At 72.3% G+C, this 18,660-nt stretch carries 19 protein-coding genes and 1 riboswitch; of the genes, 14 read left to right on the plus strand and 5 right to left on the minus strand.

Features of this window, described 5'->3' with window-relative positions:
* The first annotated feature begins 168 nt into the window (after positions 1–168).
* From dapA to J2S41_RS00990, 8 genes are all read left to right on the plus strand, one after another.
* Complete coding sequence (gene dapA, locus J2S41_RS00955) at positions 169–1,095, plus strand: 4-hydroxy-tetrahydrodipicolinate synthase (RefSeq protein WP_310361762.1); 927 nt, start codon at positions 169–171, stop codon at positions 1,093–1,095.
* Positions 1,096–1,166: 71 nt separating this feature from the next.
* On the plus strand, positions 1,167–2,852 hold the full coding sequence (locus tag J2S41_RS00960) for a ribonuclease J (protein WP_310361764.1): 1,686 nt from the start codon (positions 1,167–1,169) through the stop codon (positions 2,850–2,852).
* Positions 2,853–3,339: 487 nt separating this feature from the next.
* Entirely contained in the window at positions 3,340–4,236 is an 897-nt protein-coding gene (locus J2S41_RS00965; RefSeq protein ID WP_310361767.1) for a helix-turn-helix domain-containing protein, read from the plus strand.
* A 52-nt stretch (positions 4,237–4,288) separates the two neighbouring features.
* On the plus strand, positions 4,289–4,477 hold the full coding sequence (locus tag J2S41_RS00970; protein ID WP_310361770.1) for a DUF397 domain-containing protein: 189 nt from the start codon (positions 4,289–4,291) through the stop codon (positions 4,475–4,477).
* A gap of 102 nt (positions 4,478–4,579) precedes the next feature.
* A complete protein-coding gene (locus J2S41_RS00975; protein WP_310361772.1) occupies positions 4,580–4,762 on the plus strand; it encodes a DUF397 domain-containing protein in 183 nt (60 codons plus the stop codon).
* 186 nt (positions 4,763–4,948) lie between these two features.
* Positions 4,949–6,523, plus strand: coding sequence for a S1 family peptidase (locus J2S41_RS00980; RefSeq protein WP_310361773.1), 1,575 nt, complete (start codon positions 4,949–4,951; stop codon positions 6,521–6,523).
* Between the two features lie 217 nt (positions 6,524–6,740).
* Entirely contained in the window at positions 6,741–7,142 is a 402-nt protein-coding gene (locus J2S41_RS00985; RefSeq protein WP_310361774.1) for a DUF2784 domain-containing protein, read from the plus strand.
* Positions 7,143–7,216: 74 nt separating this feature from the next.
* Complete coding sequence (locus J2S41_RS00990; protein WP_310361775.1) at positions 7,217–9,781, plus strand: FtsK/SpoIIIE family DNA translocase; 2,565 nt, start codon at positions 7,217–7,219, stop codon at positions 9,779–9,781.
* Here J2S41_RS00990 and J2S41_RS00995 read toward each other — a convergent pair.
* From J2S41_RS00995 to J2S41_RS01005, 3 genes are read right to left on the minus strand one after another with little or no spacing between them, the layout of a single operon-like run.
* The gene (locus tag J2S41_RS00995) at positions 9,735–10,232 is read right to left on the minus strand and encodes a DUF3291 domain-containing protein (RefSeq protein WP_310361776.1); all 498 of its coding nucleotides are present in this window, start codon (positions 10,230–10,232) and stop codon (positions 9,735–9,737) included. The two genes, J2S41_RS00990 and J2S41_RS00995, sit on opposite strands and share 47 nt — an antisense overlap.
* Positions 10,233–10,264: 32 nt before the next feature.
* Positions 10,265–10,918 (minus strand): helix-turn-helix transcriptional regulator, encoded by a 654-nt coding sequence (locus J2S41_RS01000; RefSeq protein WP_310361779.1) that lies wholly within the window; start codon positions 10,916–10,918, stop codon positions 10,265–10,267.
* A gap of 44 nt (positions 10,919–10,962) precedes the next feature.
* The gene (locus J2S41_RS01005; RefSeq protein WP_310361782.1) at positions 10,963–11,277 is read right to left on the minus strand and encodes a DMT family transporter; all 315 of its coding nucleotides are present in this window, start codon (positions 11,275–11,277) and stop codon (positions 10,963–10,965) included.
* Positions 11,278–11,291: 14 nt separating this feature from the next.
* A riboswitch (guanidine-III (ykkC-III) riboswitch) is annotated at positions 11,292–11,358 on the minus strand.
* 94 nt (positions 11,359–11,452) lie between these two features.
* Here J2S41_RS01005 and rimO point away from each other — a divergent pair.
* The 6 genes from rimO to pspM all read left to right on the plus strand — a co-directional run bounded on the left by rimO (position 11,453) and on the right by pspM (position 16,757).
* A complete protein-coding gene (rimO, locus tag J2S41_RS01010; protein ID WP_310361785.1) occupies positions 11,453–12,916 on the plus strand; it encodes a 30S ribosomal protein S12 methylthiotransferase RimO in 1,464 nt (487 codons plus the stop codon).
* Positions 12,913–13,557, plus strand: coding sequence for a CDP-diacylglycerol--glycerol-3-phosphate 3-phosphatidyltransferase (pgsA, locus tag J2S41_RS01015; protein WP_310361787.1), 645 nt, complete (start codon positions 12,913–12,915; stop codon positions 13,555–13,557). The genes rimO and pgsA overlap by 4 nt, the downstream gene beginning before the upstream one ends.
* Entirely contained in the window at positions 13,550–14,053 is a 504-nt protein-coding gene (locus J2S41_RS01020) for a CinA family protein (protein ID WP_310361790.1), read from the plus strand. The genes pgsA and J2S41_RS01020 overlap by 8 nt, the downstream gene beginning before the upstream one ends.
* Positions 14,054–14,453: 400 nt before the next feature.
* A complete protein-coding gene (locus tag J2S41_RS01025) occupies positions 14,454–14,882 on the plus strand; it encodes a helix-turn-helix domain-containing protein (RefSeq protein ID WP_310361791.1) in 429 nt (142 codons plus the stop codon).
* A 220-nt stretch (positions 14,883–15,102) separates the two neighbouring features.
* The gene (locus tag J2S41_RS01030) at positions 15,103–15,969 is read left to right on the plus strand and encodes a PspA/IM30 family protein (protein WP_310361793.1); all 867 of its coding nucleotides are present in this window, start codon (positions 15,103–15,105) and stop codon (positions 15,967–15,969) included.
* A gap of 5 nt (positions 15,970–15,974) precedes the next feature.
* Positions 15,975–16,757, plus strand: a complete 783-nt coding sequence (gene pspM / locus J2S41_RS01035; protein ID WP_310361796.1) for a phage shock envelope stress response protein PspM — start codon at positions 15,975–15,977, stop codon at positions 16,755–16,757.
* Positions 16,758–16,962: 205 nt separating this feature from the next.
* On the opposite strand, the gene J2S41_RS01040 is transcribed toward pspM, so the two are convergent.
* Both J2S41_RS01040 and J2S41_RS01045 read right to left on the minus strand, forming a co-directional pair.
* Positions 16,963–17,790: a DNA-formamidopyrimidine glycosylase family protein gene (locus J2S41_RS01040; RefSeq protein ID WP_310361799.1), complete on the minus strand. Its 828-nt coding sequence runs from the start codon at positions 17,788–17,790 to the stop codon at positions 16,963–16,965.
* A 36-nt stretch (positions 17,791–17,826) separates the two neighbouring features.
* A complete protein-coding gene (locus J2S41_RS01045) occupies positions 17,827–18,603 on the minus strand; it encodes an SAM hydrolase/SAM-dependent halogenase family protein (protein ID WP_310361803.1) in 777 nt (258 codons plus the stop codon).
* Between the last annotated feature and the right edge of the window lie 57 nt (positions 18,604–18,660).

Below are 18,660 nucleotides of genomic sequence, written 5' to 3' on the forward strand. Positions count from 1 at the left end.
CCGGCCCGCCGGCGGCGCAGGCTTTGTCCCGTGCCCGCCGGGTGGGCGGAAGAAGGCGTCGACCGTACCCGCGTGGGTGGAAAAAACGACGGCGGACCGGCGGCGGGCCGTGGACCGGAGACGACGAGGCCTTAAGGCCGCTCGGCGGCCGTCCGCTAGGTTGTGTGCATGACGCACGACCACCGCGCCGCACGCGGGTCCGACGCCCGGCGGCCATTCGGACGAGTTATCACGGCCATGGTGACGCCGTTCCGCCCGGACGGCTCGCTGGACGCCGACGGCGCGCAGAAGCTCGCGGCGCACCTGGTCGACGTGCAGCGCAACGACGCGCTGGTGCTCAGCGGCACCGGCGGTGAGTCGCCGACCACCTCGGAGGCGGAGAAGGAGACGCTGATCCGCGTCGTCCGCGAGGCGATCGGCGACCGCGCCCGCATCATCGCGGGCGTCGGCACCAACGACACCGCGCACACCGTGGAGCTGGCCCGCGCCGCCGAGAAGGCGGGGGCGGACGGTCTGCTGGTCGTCACGCCGTACTACAACAAGCCGCCGCAGGCCGGCCTGGTCCGCCACTTCACCACCGTGGCCGGCGAGACCGGGCTGCCGGTGATGCTCTACGACATCCCGCACCGCTCCGGCATACCGATCGCGACCGAGACGCTGATCCGCGTCGCCGAGCACCCCAACATCGTGGCGGTGAAGGACGCGAAGAGCGACCTGATCGCCAGCTCCACCGTGCTGGCCAGCACGGATCTGGCGTTCTACTCCGGCGAGGACGCGGGCACGCTGCCCTGGCTGTCGATCGGCGCGGTCGGCGTGGTCGGCACGTCCACCCACTTCGTGGGCGCGCGGACCCAGGAGCTGATCGCGGCGTTCGAGCGCGGCGACGTCGCCGAGGCGCTCCGCCTGCACCGGCAGCTCCTGCCGATCTATACGGGCATCTTCCGCACCGCGGGCACCATCCTGGTCAAGGCCGGGCTCAACGCCATGGGCCTGCCGGCCGGGCCGGTGCGATCGCCGCTGGTGGATGCCACCGAGGACGAGACGGCGCAGCTGCGCGCCGATTGCCTGGCCGCCGGCGTGACGTTGGCGGCATGATTAACGCACCGAGGTGATTGCATGACGCGACGTACAACCCTGTCCGGCGTTCGGCATCGGGTGGTGGGGGTGTGACCACGGATCAGACCGCCGTGCACGTGCCGCCGCTGCCCAAGGGGGCCCTCCGGGTGCTCCCGCTGGGCGGGCTGGGCGCGATCGGCCGCAACATGACCGTCTTCGAGTACGACGGCAAACTGCTCATAGTCGACTGCGGGGTGCTCTTCCCCGACGTGGACCAGCCCGGCGTGGACCTGATCCTGCCGGACTTCACCCCGATCCTGGACCGGCTCGCCGACGTGCAGGCGATCGTGCTCACCCACGGGCACGAGGACCACATCGGCGCGGTGCCGTACCTGCTGGCCCACAAGAAGGACATTCCGCTCGTCGGGTCGCAGTTCACGCTGGCGCTGGTCGAGGCCAAGCTGGCCGAGCGGCGGATCGACCCGTACACGCTGACCGTCAAGGAGGGCCGGAGCGAGAAGCTCGGGCCGTTCGAGTGCGAGTTCTTCGCGGTCAACCACTCGATCCCGGACGCGCTCGCGGTCGCGATCAAGACGCCGGCCGGCACCGCGCTGCACACCGGCGACTTCAAGATGGACCAGCTGCCGCTGGACGGCCGGATCACCGACCTGGCCGGGTTCGCGCGGCTCGGCAGCGAGGGCGTCGACCTGCTGCTCTCCGACTCGACGAACGCGGAGATCCCCGGCTTCGTCTCCCCGGAGCGGGAGATCGGCCCGGTCATCGACTCGATCTTCGCCAAGGCGACCGGCCGCATCATCGTGGCCAGCTTCGCCTCGCACGTGCACCGCGTCCAGCAGGTGCTCGACTCCGCGCACGAGCACGGCCGCAAGGTCGCGTTCATCGGGCGGTCCATGGTGCGGAACATGGGCATCGCGCGCGACCTCGGGCTGCTGCACATCCCGGACCGGCTGGTCGTCGGCATGGACGAGGCGATGAACCTGCCGCCGGACCAGATCGTGCTGATGTCCACCGGCTCCCAGGGTGAGCCGATGAGCGCGCTCGGCCGGATGGCCACCGGCGACCACCGGCACGTCACGATCGCGCCCGGCGACACGGTGGTGCTGGCCAGTTCGCTGGTGCCGGGCAACGAGACCTCGGTCTACCGGGTGATCAACCGGCTCTCCCGGGCCGGCGCGACAGTGATCCACAAGGAGGTCGCGAAGGTCCACGTCTCCGGCCACTCGCCCGCCGGTGAGCTGCTCTACCTGCTCAACGTGGTCAAGCCGCGCAACCTGATGCCGGTGCACGGCGAGTGGCGGCACCTGCGCGCCCACGCCCGGCTGGGCATCGAGTCCGGGCTCAGGCCCGAGCACGTGGTGCTGGCCGAGGACGGCGACATCGTGGACCTGGTCGACGGCCGCGCCCGCGTGGTCGGCCACGCCGGCAACCGGTACATCTACGTCGACGGCCTCGCGGTCGGCGACGTCGGCGAGTCGCTGCTCACCGAACGCAAGATCCTCGGCGACGGCGGCTTCATCGCCGCGACCGTGGTGGTCGACTCCGTCACCGGCAAGGTGGTCGGCGGCCCGGCGATCTCCGCCAAGGGCTTCTCCGAGGACCCGGAGGCGTTCAACCCGGTGCTGCCGCTGATCACGGACGGGCTCAACCGGGCCGCCGGGGACGGCATCACCGACCCGCACCAGCTCCAGCAGATCGTGCGGCGGATCGTGGGCCGGTGGGTGAACGAGGCGTACCGGCGCCGTCCCATGATCGTCCCTAACGTGGTCGAGGTCTGATCCGGCCGGTGTCGGTCCCTTCGCGGAGATCGACACCGGCCGTTTGCTTTCCGCTATTTGCCATACTGCAGATTGCCTTGTAGCGATCACGGGCGGTAACTGCTTCACTCGACGGCAGCGGGGGGAACCACACTGGGGGGAACGATCGGCACCCGGCTCTCACCCGGCCGGGTGCCGATTGGGGGGAGCTGATGCCATGCACCTTCTGATGCACCTCACGACCGGCGCATCCACGGCCGTGGCCGTCGGTGCCGTCTCCGCCGCCGTTCTCGGCGGCGCCTGCCTGCGCGTTCGCCCCCGGCCCTGGCTGCCGCGGGCGACCGGCCACATCGTTGCGGCATTCACCGGCGAGTCCGCGGACCGGTGCAGGCCGGCCGGGGCGCGGCCGATCGGGCAGGGCTGAGCCGGTGCAGACTGCGGTGTCCCTACCGGCCATACGGCAGACACCTCCGGTGTCGGCCGGCGGGGGCACCGCCAGGCGGCCACGATGACCTCCCAGGACCCTCCGGCCGTCGCCCGCCGCCGCGTCCGCCTGGCCCTGCGCAACGCACGCCAGCGCAAGAAGCTCACCCAACAGCAGGTGGCGGATGCGCTGGAGTGGTCGCTGAGCAAGGTTCAGCGCATCGAGAAGGGCGATGTCAGCATCTCCACCACGGACCTGCGCGCCGTGCTCGCCCTGCTCGGCGTCGTGGACCCCCGGCGCATCTCCCAGCTCATCGAGGACGCGAAGGCCTCCCGCCGGCAACGCTGGTGGACCACGGCGGAGTACCGGGACCATCTGAGCCCGGCGATGTTGCAGCTGTTGCAGTTCGAGTCGGAGGCGACCGCGATCCGGGTGTTCCAGGCGACGCTCATTCCCGGCGTCCTGCAGACGCGCGCCTATGCGGATGCGATCCAGCATTTCTGGTCCGCCGACGTTCCGGATGCGGATATGAAGGTGCGCGTCGACCTTCGGAGGCGCCGCGGCGAGAGCCTGTTCGGTGTGCCGGATCCGCCGAAGTACCTGCTCATTCTGGACGAGTCGGTGCTGCACCGGGAGATCGGCGGCCCCGAGGTCTTCGCGGAGCAGCTCGAATCCCTGCTGGAGAAGATCAGGGAGCGCCTCATCACGGTACGGTTCGTGCCGTTCTCCGACGGGGCCAAGCTGGTGATGCGCGGTTCCTTCACCATCCTCGAGCTGCCGGACGAGGAGGACGTCTTCCTGTATCAGGAGGAGGGCTGGAGCGACTCCATGCAGCACTCCATGCCGTGGATCCAGCGCTATCGGGAGAGCTTCGAGCAGGCCTGGGAGGTCAGCTTTCCCCCGGACGTGTCAGCACGTCTCATCGAAAGTCGTGTCCTGAGGCTTCGGACCCTGCTAGACAGGCAGCGGCACTCTGCCTAGCGGCTGGTTTGGAACTTCCACCGGCCGCGATAACGCGAATGGAGGGGTCCACATGAAATCTGCTGCACAATGGCGCAAAAGCACCTATTGTGACACCGCATCGTGTGTCGAGGTCGCTGATCTATCTCATGGTGTTGTCGGCCTGCGCGATGGAAAGAATCCGTCCGGGCCGGTCCTGCGTTTCTCCGCTCCCGATTGGCATGCGTTTCTCGACATGCTCAAGTTGAAGGATATGGGCTGACAGGGAATCCCGGCAAAGGGCGTGACCGCGGCATGCGGTCACGCCCTTTCGCTTTGCGTAAGTGAGTAATTACATTGAGTGGCGACATTGAAGGAGGTCGACATGGCGAGTGCCGATCAAGCCCGAAAGACCTGGCGGCGCAGTACCCGATGTGACACCAGTGCATGCGTGGAGGTGGCGACCGCGCATTCCGGAACGTCGGTCAGGAACAGCACCGACGCGGCCGGGCCAATGCTGATCTTCTCTGCGGAAGCGTGGCGGGCATTCCTCGGAAAGATCAAGTGATCTCCGCCGGAGGATGCTGAGCGCGATCAAGTCAGCGGGTTACGCGCTCCGGACCATCGAGGTTCACCGAAAGGAGGGTGACTTTCCCCACGATCGATCCCCTAATCCATTCCTGGCCCCCGCGCCGTACCCCCACCCGACGTCGCCGCGGCGTCCCGGCGGGGGAGTCAGGTAAGGAGATGACGGATGGATCGTAGACGCGCACTCACCACGGCGGTGGTCATCGCCACGGCAGGTGCCGCCGTCGCGCTGACGTTCCCCGCGTTCGCCGGGACCGGTGAGCGGGAGCGGCCCAGCGGTGACGTGACCGCCGACCGTGCGCTCGCCGCGCCCGAGGTGCTGGCCGCGCTCTCCCGCGACTTCGGCCTGACCACCGAGCAGGCGACCGACCGGCTGGCGGCGGAGCGGGAGGCGGCGGAGGCGGTCCGTACCGTCAAGGCCGCGGCCGGCGCCGCGTGGGCCGGTGCGTGGCTCGCCGAGAACGCAGAGACACTGACCATCGCGGTGACGGACCAGGCGCTGGCCGACGAGGTTCGGGCGGCCGGCGCCGAGCCGAAGATCGTGGCGCACAGCTCGGCCGTGCTGGACCAGGTCAAGTCCGCGCTCGACACGAACGCGGACGAGGCCGCCGAGTCGATCCCCGGCTGGTACGTCGACCCGTCGAGCAACACCGTGGTCGTGCTGGCCCGCGCGGACGTCGCGGACGCGGAGGCGACCGCGAAGGAGTTCGCCGAGGCCAGCGGCGTGGACGCGGCGGCGGTGCGGGTCGAGACCAGCGAGGAGGCGCCGAAGCCGCTGTTCGACGTGGTCGGCGGCGACGCGTACTCGGTCGGCAACGCGGGCTGCTCGATCGGCTTCTCGGTGGTCGGCGGCTTCGTCACGGCCGGCCACTGCGGCCGGGCCGGCGCGGACACCCGCGGCGTGAACGGCGTGGCGCAGGGCGAGATCACCGCCTCCTCGTTCCCCGGCGACGACTTCGCGGTGGTTCGGACGAACGCGGACTGGACGCCGACCGCCTCGGTCAACAACTACAACGGCGGCGTGCTGCCGGTCGCCGGTTCCGAGGTCGCACCGGTCGGCGCGTCCATCTGCCGCTCCGGAGCCACCACCGGCCTGCACTGCGGCGAGGTGCGGGCGCTGAACGCCACGGTCAACTACGCCGAGGGTACGGTCACCGGCCTCACCCGGACCAGCGTCTGCGCCGAGCCGGGCGACTCCGGCGGCGCGTTCATCGCCGGCGACCAGGCCCAGGGCGTCACGTCCGGCGGCTCCGGCGACTGCACCCGCGGCGGCGTCACGTTCTTCCAGCCGGTCAACGAGATCCTGGAGCGGAACAACCTGACGCTGATCACCACCGGCGACGGCGGCACCCCGCCCGCCACCACGCCGCCCGCGACGCCGCCGGCCACCACGCCGCCGGCCGAGCCGAGCGAGCCGCCGGCCGACGGCGGGGACTGCGCGGCCGAGGGCAGCGTGGCGCGCGACGGCACGATCACCCGGCCCGGCCAGCGCCGCGACGTGGTCCGCTTCCGGGCGCCGGCCGGCACGCACGCGGCCTGCCTGACCGCGCCCGAGGGCGCCGACTTCGACCTCTACCTCCAGCAGCAGGTGAACGGCGGCCGCTGGGTCACCGTCGCCCGCGCCGCCACGGACGCGGGGTCGGAGACGCTGACCTTCGAGGGCGGGGCCGGCAATTACCGCTACCGTGTCGCCTCGGCCTCCGGGACCGGCGAGTTCGAGCTGCGCTTCGCGGTGAACTAGCGGTCACCGGAAAGACGTCGGTGCGAGGCGGTCAACGGGTCAGCCGCCTCGCACCGATCTCCCGTTCTCAGGGCCACGATCTCCCCGCTTCCGGCGTGGTCGCGGGCCGCTTGCTCCCGCGGGCACCGGTCGGCCGCATGAGCACAGGGGTGGGTGGCCGGGGGCCGGGCTCCCTGCGATCCGTGGGTGGGCGCTTCACAAGAGCTACCGTGGCGGCGTGGACTATCAGGCGCTGGTCGTGGTCGCGCTGGTGCTGCACGCCGGCTTCCTGGCGTACCTGGCGGTCGGCGGCCTGGTCGCGTGGTGGTGGCCGCGGACGATCTGGGCGCACCTGCTCGCCGCGGTCTGGGGCGTGCTGGTGGTGGCCGCGTCGCTGCCCTGCCCGCTGACCACCCTGGAGCACTGGGCGCGCCGCCACGCCGGACAGTCCGTCCCGGACGCCGGGTTCATCGACCGTTACCTGACCGGCGTGATCTACCCCGAGGACCAGGTGTGGACGGCCCGGATCGTGCTGGCGCTGGTGGTGGTCGCCTCTTGGGTGGGGTTCGCGCTGCGGTGGCGCCGTCGCCGCGCGCAGGATCGCGCCCGCATTTCAGGTCAAGCCGCGACATATCGGTGAGAGTGAGATCTCGTTGCGAGTGACACGCGGCGAATAGACCGGCCTTACCGGCGTGCCGCCGTTACCGTGGCATCATGGCAGGTCGTACCTCTCCGGCGAAGCGGCGGACCACGCCGGCGGCGCGGACGGGCACATCCTCCTCGCGCACCCCGGCGTCGTCCCGCGCCCGCGCGTCCGCGCCCCGGAAGTCCACGGCCCGGCGGCCCGCGCCGCGCGCCCGGGCCCGGCGCGGCAGCGTCAACCCGCTGGTGCTCGCGGCCGGCGGCCTCGGCGCACTGTGGATGTTCGTGGCCAACGGCGTCGGCTGGAGTGTGCGGCAGGTCGGGCGCGGCGCGGCCACCGCGCGGGAGCTGGACCCGGCGCACCGCCGCGACGGCACCGGGCTGCTCATGCTCGGCCTGGCCATCCTGATCGCGGTCGCGGTCTGGTTCGAGTCGGCCGGGCCGGTCGGCGCCTGGCTGGCGGACACGATCCGGCTGTTCTTCGGCGCCATCTCGATAGCGATTCCGCTGCTGCTGCTCTACGGCGCGGTCCGGCTGATGCGCGAGCCGGCCGATCCCGCGCACCGGGGCAGCGGCCTGGTCGGCTGGACCGCGCTGATCGTGGCCGGCGACGCGCTGCTGCACGTGGCGCAGCGCCCGGTCAGCGATCAGCAACTGGACTACGCGGGCGGCCTCATCGGCTACGGCGTCGGCCATGTGCTGGTGCTCGCCGTGACGCCGTGGGTGGCCGTACCGCTGCTGGTGTTGCTCATGCTCTTCGGCGTGCTGGTGGTCACCGCCACGCCGATCAACAAGATCCCGGAGCGGCTCGGCGACCTGTTCGAGGCGTTCGCCGGCCGGCCGGTCGCGGACCGTTCCCGCCACGACCTCGACGACGACGAGGACCTCGACGACGAGGACGAGGAGGAGGAGCCGCCGCGGCCCGCGCGCCGCCGCGCCGCCCGCCGCAAGGCCGCCGGGCACGCGGACACGCCGCCCGACGAGCCGCCGGCCGAGTTCCCGCCGCCACCGGTGGACGACGACGGCTTCGACGAGCTGCTCGACGACATGCACGACACGGTGGCGCTGCCGAAGATCACCAAGACGAAGAAGGCGTCCGGCCGCCGGGTCGCGCCGGAGCACTCGCCCGCGCCGCCGACCCGCGCGGAGCAGCTCGCGATCACCGCGATCGAGGGCGACTACAAGCTGCCGCCGCCGGACCTGCTCAAGGCCGGCGCGGCGGCGAAGAAGGCCAGCAAGGCCAACGAGGAGATCACCGCCGCGCTGGAGGGCGTGTTCGACCAGTTCGGGGTGGACGCGCAGGTCACCGGCTTCACCCGGGGCCCGACCGTGACGCGGTACGCGGTGGAGCTGGGCCGCGGCGTGAAGGTCGAGCGGATCACCCAGCTCTCCCGGAACATCGCCTACGCCGTGAAGTCCGCGGACGTGCGCATCCTCAGCCCGATCCCGGGCAAGTCCGCGGTCGGCGTGGAGATCCCGAACACCGATCCGGAGAACGTCGCGCTCGGCGACGTGCTGCGCTCCTACAACGCCACGTCGAACGACCACCCGATGCTGGCCGCGCTCGGCAAGGACATCGAGGGCGGGTTCGTGGTGGCGAACCTGGCGAAGATGCCGCACATCCTGATCGCGGGCGCGACCGGCGCGGGCAAGTCGTCCTGCCTGAACTCGCTGCTCGTGTCGATCCTCACCCGGGCCACGCCGGACGAGGTGCGGCTGCTGCTGATCGACCCGAAGCGGGTGGAGATGACCTCCTACGAGGGCATCCCGCACCTGGTCACGCCGATCGTCACGGACCCGAAGAAGGCGGCCACCGCGCTCGAGTGGGTCGTGGGCGAGATGGACATGCGCTACGACGACCTCGCGGCGAACGGCGTGCGCCACATCGACGACTTCAACCGCAAGGTGCGCAACGGGGAGATCACGGCGCCGCCCGGCGTGGAGCGGGAGCTGAAGCCGTACCCGTATCTGCTGGTGATCGTGGACGAGCTGGCCGACCTGATGATGGTGGCGCCGCGCGACGTCGAGGACTCGATCGTGCGGATCACGCAGCTGGCCCGCGCGGCCGGCATCCACCTGGTGCTGGCCACCCAGCGGCCGTCCGTGGACGTGGTCACCGGCCTGATCAAGGCGAACGTGCCGTCCCGGCTGGCGTTCGCCACGTCGTCGCTGGCGGACTCGCGGGTCATCCTGGACCAGCCGGGCGCGGAGAAGCTGCTCGGCCGCGGCGACGGCCTGTTCCTGCCGATGGGCGCGTCCAAGCCGACCCGCATCCAGGGCGCGTGGATCACCGAGGCGGAGATCGCCGCGGTGGTCAAGTTCTGCAAGGACCAGCGGGAGCCGGAGTTCAAGGAGAACGTCACCGAGGCGGTCCCGGACCCGAAGAAGCAGATCGACGAGGAGGTCGGCGACGACCTCGACCTGCTGCTCCAGGCGATCGAGCTGGTGGTCACCAGCCAGTTCGGCTCCACCTCGATGCTGCAGCGCAAGCTGCGCGTGGGCTTCGCCAAGGCGGGCCGGCTGATGGACCTGATGGAGTCGCGCGGGATCGTCGGCCCGTCCGAGGGCTCCAAGGCCCGGGACGTGCTGATCAAGCCGGACGAGCTGGAAGAGGCGCTGGCGGCGCTGCGTCCGTAGTGGCGGGCGCCGGGAACGGCGCGCGGAACGTGAACGCGTCCGGCGTCGGCCCGTTCGCGCCGAGCGCGCGCAGCCGCGCCACCCCCTCCTCCGGCGTGGGCAGCGTGCCGGCCGGGATCCACCACAGCACCAGCGACGCCCGGTAACCGAGCGGCACGAACCACTCGCGCCGCCGCCGCAGGTAGTCGAGGTGCTCACTCTGATAGGTGAACGCGCGCAACGCCTCCACCGACTCCCAGACCGACAGCGTGACGATCACGTCCGGCTCGGTCGGCCGCACCGTGGTGGCGTCGCCGGCCGGCCCCTCGGCCAGCCGCCAGACGAAGCCGGGGGAGCGGTCGGCCAGCGCGTTCATCAGGTCGAGGCCGGCGACGAATCCGGCGGTGGCCGGGTCGTCCAGCGGTGCGCGGAGGCGGGCGGCGTTGAACTGGGCGAGGTGATAGCCGGTCATGCCGGTAGTCTCGCCACTCGCCCGCTCTAATGTCAATCAGATTTGTTTTTAGAGTCGGCCAGCGTGACGCAGCACCGGCCCGGCGCCGCGTCCATCCGCGCCTCCCAGGACCGGTCCAGCCCCGATCCCTCCAGCAGCCCGCGCACCATGGCCAGGTTCATGCCGCAGATCAGCGGCGGGAACTGCTCGGCCAGCCGGTGGAACGGGCAGTTGCGCAGCTCGATCCGGCCCTCCCCGGCCGGGGACGGCAGGTAGCCGTGCGCGGCCAGCAGCGCGCCGACGTCGTTCCCGGCGCCCTCGGCGGTGCCGTGGGCGCGGGCCGCGTCGAACAGCGCGGTGTCCGCGCCGGCCCGCTCCACCGCCTCGGCCAGCAGTTCCGCCGCGGTCCGGTAGGCGCGCGGCGGCACGCTCACCTCGTGCTCGGCCGCGGTCGCGCGGTAAAGCTTCGCGGGCCGGCCGGCGCCCGGGCCGGAGCGGCCGGTACGGCGCGCGTAGGTGACCTCCAGCAGGCCCGCGTCCACCAGCTTGTCCAGGTGATGGGCGGCGAGCGTGCGGCCGACGCCGAGCGCCTCCGCCACCTCGTCGCGCCCGACCGGCGCGCCACCGGCCGCGATCACCTCGCGGTAGGCGGCGCGCCGCACGCCGTCGGTGAGTGCGGAGACGGCGGTCAGCCCGGAATCGTCCATCGCGCCATCGTAGAACCAACGCCCGTTGGTCTTAGACGTCGGTGTCAGTGGAAGACCTTGAGCCCGACCACGCCCGCCACCACGAGCAGCAGGCTGAGAATGCGCGGCAGCGAGGCCGACTCGCCCAGCATCGTCATGCCGACGATCGCGGTGCCGGCCGCGCCGATGCCGACCCAGACCGCGTAGCCGGTGCCGACCGGGATGGTGCGCAGCGCGTAGCCGAGGCCGGCCATGCTCAGCACCAGCGCGACGCCGAAGATCGAGCTCGGCAGCCAGCGGGAGAAACCGTCGCTCTTCTCCAGCGCGATCGCCCAGACGGTCTCCAGGACGCCGGAGAGGACCAGAACCAGCCATGCCATGACGAGTCACCACCCCGCGGCCGTCTTCGCAGAACCGGGTACGACCGCACTCGTCCGGGACGACCGCGAGCCGCGGGCGTCACGTCACCGACGGTAGCACCGGCGCCGTCACCTCCGCCGTGGCTCAGCTCACCGGGCGACGTCGAGGTATCGGCCGCGGTGCCGGTACCCTCGGGTGGTGTCTGTAACACCTTCTTCCCCCAGTCGGCGCGTCGCCATGCTGACCCTCGGCTGCGCCCGTAACGAGGTCGACTCCGAGGAGCTGGCCGCCCGTCTCGACGCCGAGGGCTGGCAGGTCGGCACGGACGCGGAGAACGCGGACGTCGTGCTGGTCAACACCTGCGGCTTCGTGGAGAAGGCGAAACAGGACTCGATCGACACGCTGCTCGCCGCGCACGAGACCGGCGCCAAGGTGGTCGCGGCCGGCTGCATGTCCGAGCGGTACGGCCGGGAGCTGGCCGAGAGCCTGCCCGAGGCCAGCGCCGTGCTCGGCTTCGACGACTACCCCGACATCTCCGCCCGGCTGAACGCGGTGCTCAACGGCGAGACGCTGGAAGCGCACACGCCGCGCGACCGCCGCCAGCTGCTGCCGATCACGCCGGTGGCCCGCCGCGACACCACCGTGGTCGTGCCCGGCCACTCCGTCGTCGACGCGGCCACGCCCGCGCACCTGCGCCCGGTGCTGCGCCGCCGGCTGGAGAGCGGCCCGGTCGCCTCGCTGAAGCTGGCCAGCGGCTGCGACCGCAAGTGCGCGTTCTGCGCGATCCCGGCGTTCCGCGGCGCGTTCGTCTCTCGCAAGCCGGACGAGCTGCTCGCCGAGGCCGAGTGGCTGGCCGGCACCGGCGTCCGCGAGCTGGTCCTGGTCAGTGAGAACTCGACGTCGTACGGCAAGGACCTGGGCGACCCGCGCCTGCTGGAGAAGCTGCTGCCGCAACTGGCCGCGGTCACCGGCATCGTCCGCGTGCGGGTCAGCTACCTCCAGCCGGCCGAGACCCGGCCCGGGCTGGTCGAGGCGATCGCCACCACGCCCGGCGTCGCGCCCTACTTCGACCTGTCGTTCCAGCACTCCAGCGAGCCGCTGCTGCGCCGGATGCGCCGGTTCGGCTCCACCGACCGGTTCCTGGAGCTGCTGGCGTCCGCGCGGACGCTGTCGCCGGAGGCGGGCGCGCGCAGCAACTTCATCGTCGGCTTCCCGGGCGAGACGCGCGCGGACGTGGACGAGCTGATCCGCTTCCTGACCGAGGCCCGGCTCGACGCGGTCGGCGTGTTCGACTACAGCGACGAGGACGGCACCGAGGCCGCCGGCCTGCCCGGCAAGGTCCGGAAGAGCACGATCAAGAAGCGGTACGACGAGGTGGTCGCGCTCGTCGACGAGCTGGTCAACCAGCGCGCCGAGGAGCGGGTCGGCACCACGGTCGAGGTGCTGGTCGACACGGTCGACGGCGACGAGATCGAGGGCCGCGCCCACCACCAGGCCCCGGAGGTGGACGGCTCCACCACGCTGGTGGCCGGCGACACGGGCGTGGACGTGGGGGCGCTGCGGCCCGGCGACCTGGTGCGCGCGACCGTGACCGGCACCGAGGGCGTGGACCTGGTGGCCGTACCCACCGAGATGATCTCAGCGGCGGCCGCCCGGTGACCCCGTCGGGTGATCCGACGACCCCCACGGCCGACCCGCCCGAGGCGCCGATCCACAACCCGGCCAACATCCTGACGCTGCTGCGCCTGGTGCTGGTGCCGGTCTTCGTGGTGCTGGTCTGGTGGTCCGGGTTCGACGAGTCGCTGCTGCAGGTGCTCGCCTGCGCGGTGTTCCTGGTCGCGTCCGTCACCGACTTCGTGGACGGCTGGGTGGCGCGGCGGTTCGGCTTCGTCACCCGGCTGGGCAAGGTCGCCGACCCGATCGCGGACAAGGCGCTGACCGGCGCCGCGCTGGTGCTGCTCTCGCTCTACGGGCTGCTGACGTGGTGGATCACCGTGGTGATACTGGTCCGCGAGTGGGGCATCACGCTGCTGCGGCTCTGGGTCATCCGGTACGGCGTGATCGCGGCCAGCCGCGGCGGCAAGCTCAAGACCGCGCTCCAGACGCTGGCGATCGTGCTGTATCTCAGCCCGCTGCCGTCCTGGCTGGATACGATCGCGCAGTGGGTCATGTGGGCCGCGGTCGCGGTCACCGTGCTCACCGGAGCCGACTACGTGCGCCAGGCGATCCGGTTGCGCCTCGCCGCCCGCGCGCCCGCCGGGCCGCGCGGGATCGTCCGGGAGGGGGACCTGGGTGTCTGAGGGTGCGTCCGTCGCCGCCACCGTGGTCGCGGCGCTGGCCAAGGCCGGCCAGACCGTCGCGGCGGCCGAGTCGCTCACCGGCGGGCTGGTCTCGTCCACGCTGGTGGACGTGCCGGGCGCGAGCGCCGCGTTCCGGGGCGGCGTGGTGGTCTACGCGACCGAGCTGAAGGCGACGCTGGCCGGCGTGTCCGCGCCGCTGCTGGCCGAGCGCGGGCCGGTCGACCCGGATGTGGCGGCCGCGCTGGCCGAGGGCGTGCGGGCGCGGTGCGACGCGGACTGGGGGCTGGCCACCACGGGCGTGGCCGGGCCGGAGCCGCAGGACGGCAAGCCGGTCGGGCTGGTCTACGTGGCCGTGTCCGGGCCGGGCGGCACCGAGGTGCGGCGGCTCGATCTCGGCGGCGACCGGGTGCTGATCCGGGTGAGCACCGTCACGGAGGTGCTGCGGCTGCTGGCGGACCGGCTGCGGGTAAGCGTGCTGCCGGGCGCCACCGCATAGCCTCGGCCCGCCGTCAAGGGTGGCGACGCGATCACGCTTGTAGCGAACGCGGCGCACGCCCGGTGACCGGGCATGCGCCGGCGCGGCGGGGTGCGCGGGTGGCCGGACCAGGGTGGTGGTGGCGGACGGTGCGGGGCGGGTGCCTCGATACGCAGGCACCGCACGCTGCTCGTACCCGGGAATGATCTTTGGTTGTCCGGGGTTCGGGTTTTTCACGGGCGGTTGTCCGGCGGGCCGGAAAGGCCTGGCGGCGCTCCGTAGACTGGGGTCTCCACCGTGCACCCTCCGGGGTGGCTCCGTCGCTTGAGCGGCGGGGTGAGATGTCAGTAGCGACGACCAACGGGTACGGTTGCGGGAAGCCTCCGGCGCATGCCGGCGGCCCCTCGCAGGAGGAGGTGCGATGGTCCTGCTACGCCGGGTGATCGGTGATGCACTTCGTGCACGCCGGCAGGGGCAGCACCGGACCCTGCGCGAGGTGTCGACGGCGGCCAACATGAGCCTCGGCTACCTCTCCGAGATCGAGCGCGGGCAGAAGGAGGCGTCCAGCGAGCTGCTGGCCGCGATCTGTGACGCACTCGGCGCCCAGCTCTCCGAGGTCCTGCGCGAGGTCGCCGACACGATGGCGCTGGCCGAGCAGATGCAGGGCGTGCTGGTGCCGGTGCAGGACGACACGAAGGCCCCGGCCGAGGAGCACGCGATCCGCCAGGTCCACGCGGAGGGCGACGTCTCCGTCTCGGTCCGGCAGGACACGCCGCTCAAGGCGACGCTGCGCGCGACCCGCAAGCCCCGTCCGGGCGACCGCGGCCGCGACGTGATCTACGCGGCCTGACCTCGCTCCACGACTCCTACGCCTGGTCTCCCTCCGGAGACCAGGCGTAATCTCGTGGGATCGGGGGCACCCTGATATCCCCCCGAGGTCGCATGACGGGCTGGTTTTCACCTGCCACGATGGAGACCATGCCGCGCTGCGCGGCAGCCGTCGTGACGGTCCGGGAGAACCACCCGGCCCGTGCGGGCGAGACGTGAAGACACCGAGGGGATAGCGCGATATGGCGAACCCGTTCGTCAAGGGCTGGCGATACTTCCTGGCGCTGTTCGGCGCCAAGATCGATGAATATGCCGATCCCAAGGTGCAGATTCAGCAGGCGATCGAGGAGGCTCAGCGCCAGCACCAGCGGCTGGTCCAGCAGGCCGCCGCGGTGATCGGCAACCAGCGCCAGCTGGAGATGAAGCTCTCCCGGCAGATGTCCGAGGTCGAGCGCCTCCAGGGCATGGCGCGGCAGGCGCTCGTGCTGGCCGACCGCAAGCGCGCCGAGGGCGACGAGGCGGAGGCGCAGAAGTACGAGCAGACCGCGCAGACGCTCGCCACCGAGCTGGTCTCCGCGGAGCAGACGATGGAGAGCACGAAGACGCTCCACGACCAGTCGCTCGCCGCGGCCGGCCAGGCCCGCCAGGCCGTGGAGAACAACGCGATGATCCTCCGGCAGAAGCTGGCCGAGCAGACCAAGCTGCTCAGCCAGCTCGAGCAGGCCAAGATGCAGGAGTCGGTGGCCAAGTCGCTGGAGTCCATGTCGTCGCTGCAGGCGCCGGGCAACACGCCCTCGCTGGACGAGGTCCGCGAGAAGATCGAGAAGCGGTACGCGACCGCGATGGGCCGGGCCGAGCTCGCGTCCAACTCGGTCGAGGGCCGCATGCTCGAGGTGCAGAAGTCGACGCTGGACCTGGCCGGCGAGTCGCGGCTCGACCAGATCCGCGCCAGCATGGCCGGCAACCAGCTCGGCGGCGGCCCCGGCCAGCAGACGCCGGCCGCGGAGGCCAAGCCGGCCGCCGACTCCAGCCACGTGGCGCGGCTGGACGAGATCCGCGCGAGCATGGCGCGGGAGAAGAAGACCGGCGACGCGAGCGCCGCGGGCTGATCACGATGGCGGCGGATGAGCGGTCTCGGTACCTGCGGCAGTCACGCCGGCTGCGCGACTCCGCGCGCCGGTGGAGCGTGCTCGGCGGCGCGCTCGCCGGTGCGGCGGCGATTCTCACGCCGTACCAGGGGCTCGGCCTCCCGGACGCGGCCTGGGCCGCGGCCGCCGGCGGTTCGGTCGTGCTCGCCGCGTGGCGGTGGGCCGACCTGCGCCGGCACCATGCCGAGCCGCTCCCGCCCGCGCCCGACCCGGCCGCGATCGCCGCGGCCCGGCAGGCCCGGCTCACCGCGATGATCGAGCAGTTCCCGGCCGGCCGCACCGCGCTGCAGGAGTTCCGCCGCCAGCGGGCCCGCGCGGAGCTGAAGGGCTCGGCCGCGGTCGACCCGTGGCTGCGCCTGGACCGCGCCTCCGGCACGCTCACCGGCCTGGCCCCGCGGCTGACCGGCCACGGCGCCGAGGTGCTGCCCGAGGCGGCCGACGCCGAGCGCTCGCTGCGGGACGTGGCCCACCGGGTGGCCGGCGTGGAGCGCGCGCTGCGCTTCGCGCCGCCGGACGGCCGGGCCGGCCTGGAGCAGGCCCACCGCACGCTGCTCGGACAGCTCTCCGACGGCGTCACCGCCTTCGAGGCGCTGGTCGCGGCCGCGGCCGGCTACGTCGCGGAGGACGCCCGCGCCGGCGCCCACCTCGGCGACACCGGCACGGCCGACCGGCTCACCCAGGCCGCCGACCGGCTGAGCGGCATCACGGACGCGCTGACGGAGTTGCGGCCGGCCCATCCCGGCAGCTGACCGAGGGCCGGTCGGCCATTCGCATTGTTACGCAGCATGCATCGTCCGGCTACGATGAGCCAGCCATGTCGAGGGCTCTCGTAATGTGACGAGGTGACGCGGGTGTCATTGCGGCTGGACGAGGTGTACGCGGGCGGCGAGACGTTCGCGGAACGGTGCCGCCGCCGGTGGCACGACGACGGCCGCGACCCGGGCCGGTACGTGGCTAGGTACCGGATCCCGCCGGGCCCGGTCCCGGCTGGCAGCGGGGGCACCAGTAGGTGATGCGTTCGGCGGCCGTCTCGCCGTCGGGGGCGTGTTTGGCGATCGGGGTGCCGCAGCGGCGGCAGGGCTGGGCGCGGCGGCCGTAGACGTAGTTGGCCTCGGTCTTGCGGAGGGAGCCGGTGGTGGTCTGCAGCCATCGGCCCCGGTTCGACGCGAGCAGGCGGTGTGCGAGGTCGGCCATGCCGGGCAGGTCGGGTACGTCGCGGACCGGCGTCCACGGGTCGACGCCGCGCAGGAACAGCAGCTCGCACTTGTAGAGGTTGCCGATGCCGGCCAGGTTGCGCTGGTCGAGCAGGGCCTCGCCGATCTCCCGGTCCGGCGCGGCCTCGATCCGGCGGACCGCCTCGGCCGGGTCCCAGTCGGGGCCGAGCAGATCGGGGCCGAGGTGGCCGACCAGGTCGTCCTCCCGCTCGGTGGGGATCAGCACCAGCTCGTGCAGGTGGTACCCGACCGCGACGTTCTCCGCGGTGCGCAGCACGACGCGGATCAGGTGGGCGGGGCGGCCGGCCCAGCGCTCGCCGGTCGCGTAGACCCGCCAGGCGCCGTCCATCCGCAGGTGGGAGTGGAGGGTGAGCGCGCGGCCGTCCTGGGTCTCGCGGGTGCGCAGCAGCAGGTGCTTGCCGCGGGCGGCCGACTCCGTCACGGTCCAGCCGGCCAGCGACTCGGTGGCCAGGCTCGGGACACGGAAGTCCGAGGCGGTCAGCCGGCGGCCGGCGAGGGCGCGGTTCAGCACGCGGGCGGTGTTCCAGACGGTGTCGCCTTCGGGCATTGCCCAATCTTCCCGCACGCGCCCGTACCCGGTGGATCAGACTCGGGCGACCCTCAGGAGATCACCGGGTACGACCGAGAGCACGACCGCGGCCCGGCCGCCGTTGACCGCGACCGCGACCCGGCCGGCCGAGTCCACGTAGACCACCAGGCCGCCGCGCGGCGCGTCGGAGATGGTGATGCCGCGGACCGCGTGCACGCCGCCGACGATCAGCCGGCCCTCCAGCGTGCCGATCGCGGAGGCGGGCGCGGCCAACTGCACGTTGCCGAACCGGTCGATCGTGGTCACCTCCGCCTCCAGCCAGCCGTCGCCGGTCGCCACCACCGGGTCGGGCAGCCGCGCCACGTCGGCGAGCGGGATCTCCGGCCCGGCGTCGGTGAGCGCGGCGCCGGCCGCGATCCGGGCCGCGACCGGGGAGTACACGTCGCGGCCGGGCAGCGTGCCGGAGACCGAGGGCAGGAACCAGTCCACCTCGGCCAGCGTCACCGCGGTCTCCACGCCGCCGAGCGCCTCCGCGGCCCAGGGCAGCACGCCGTTGTCCGGGCCGATCAGCACGCCACCGGGGGTGCGCAGCCCGATCGGGCGCAGCGTGCCCGGCCCGGCCACCGCCACGTGCACGGCCGGCGGCAGGTGCGGGGCGGTCTGGGCCAGCACGGACGCGGCGCGCGGGACGTCGCCGGGCGCGACCGCGTGTGTGATGTCGATGACCCGGACCGCGGGAGCGATGCGGGCGATCACGCCGTGACAGGAGGCGGCGAACCCGTCCGACAGCCCGTAGTCGGTGGTGAGGCTGATCCATGCATAGCCGGCCATGTATGGCACCGTATCCCGGCCGGGGTCGTCGTCCAATGCACCGATCGTCGGGTGTCA

It is taken from the genome of Catenuloplanes atrovinosus, assembly GCF_031458235.1.
In the GTDB taxonomy this organism is placed as follows: domain Bacteria; phylum Actinomycetota; class Actinomycetes; order Mycobacteriales; family Micromonosporaceae; genus Catenuloplanes; species Catenuloplanes atrovinosus.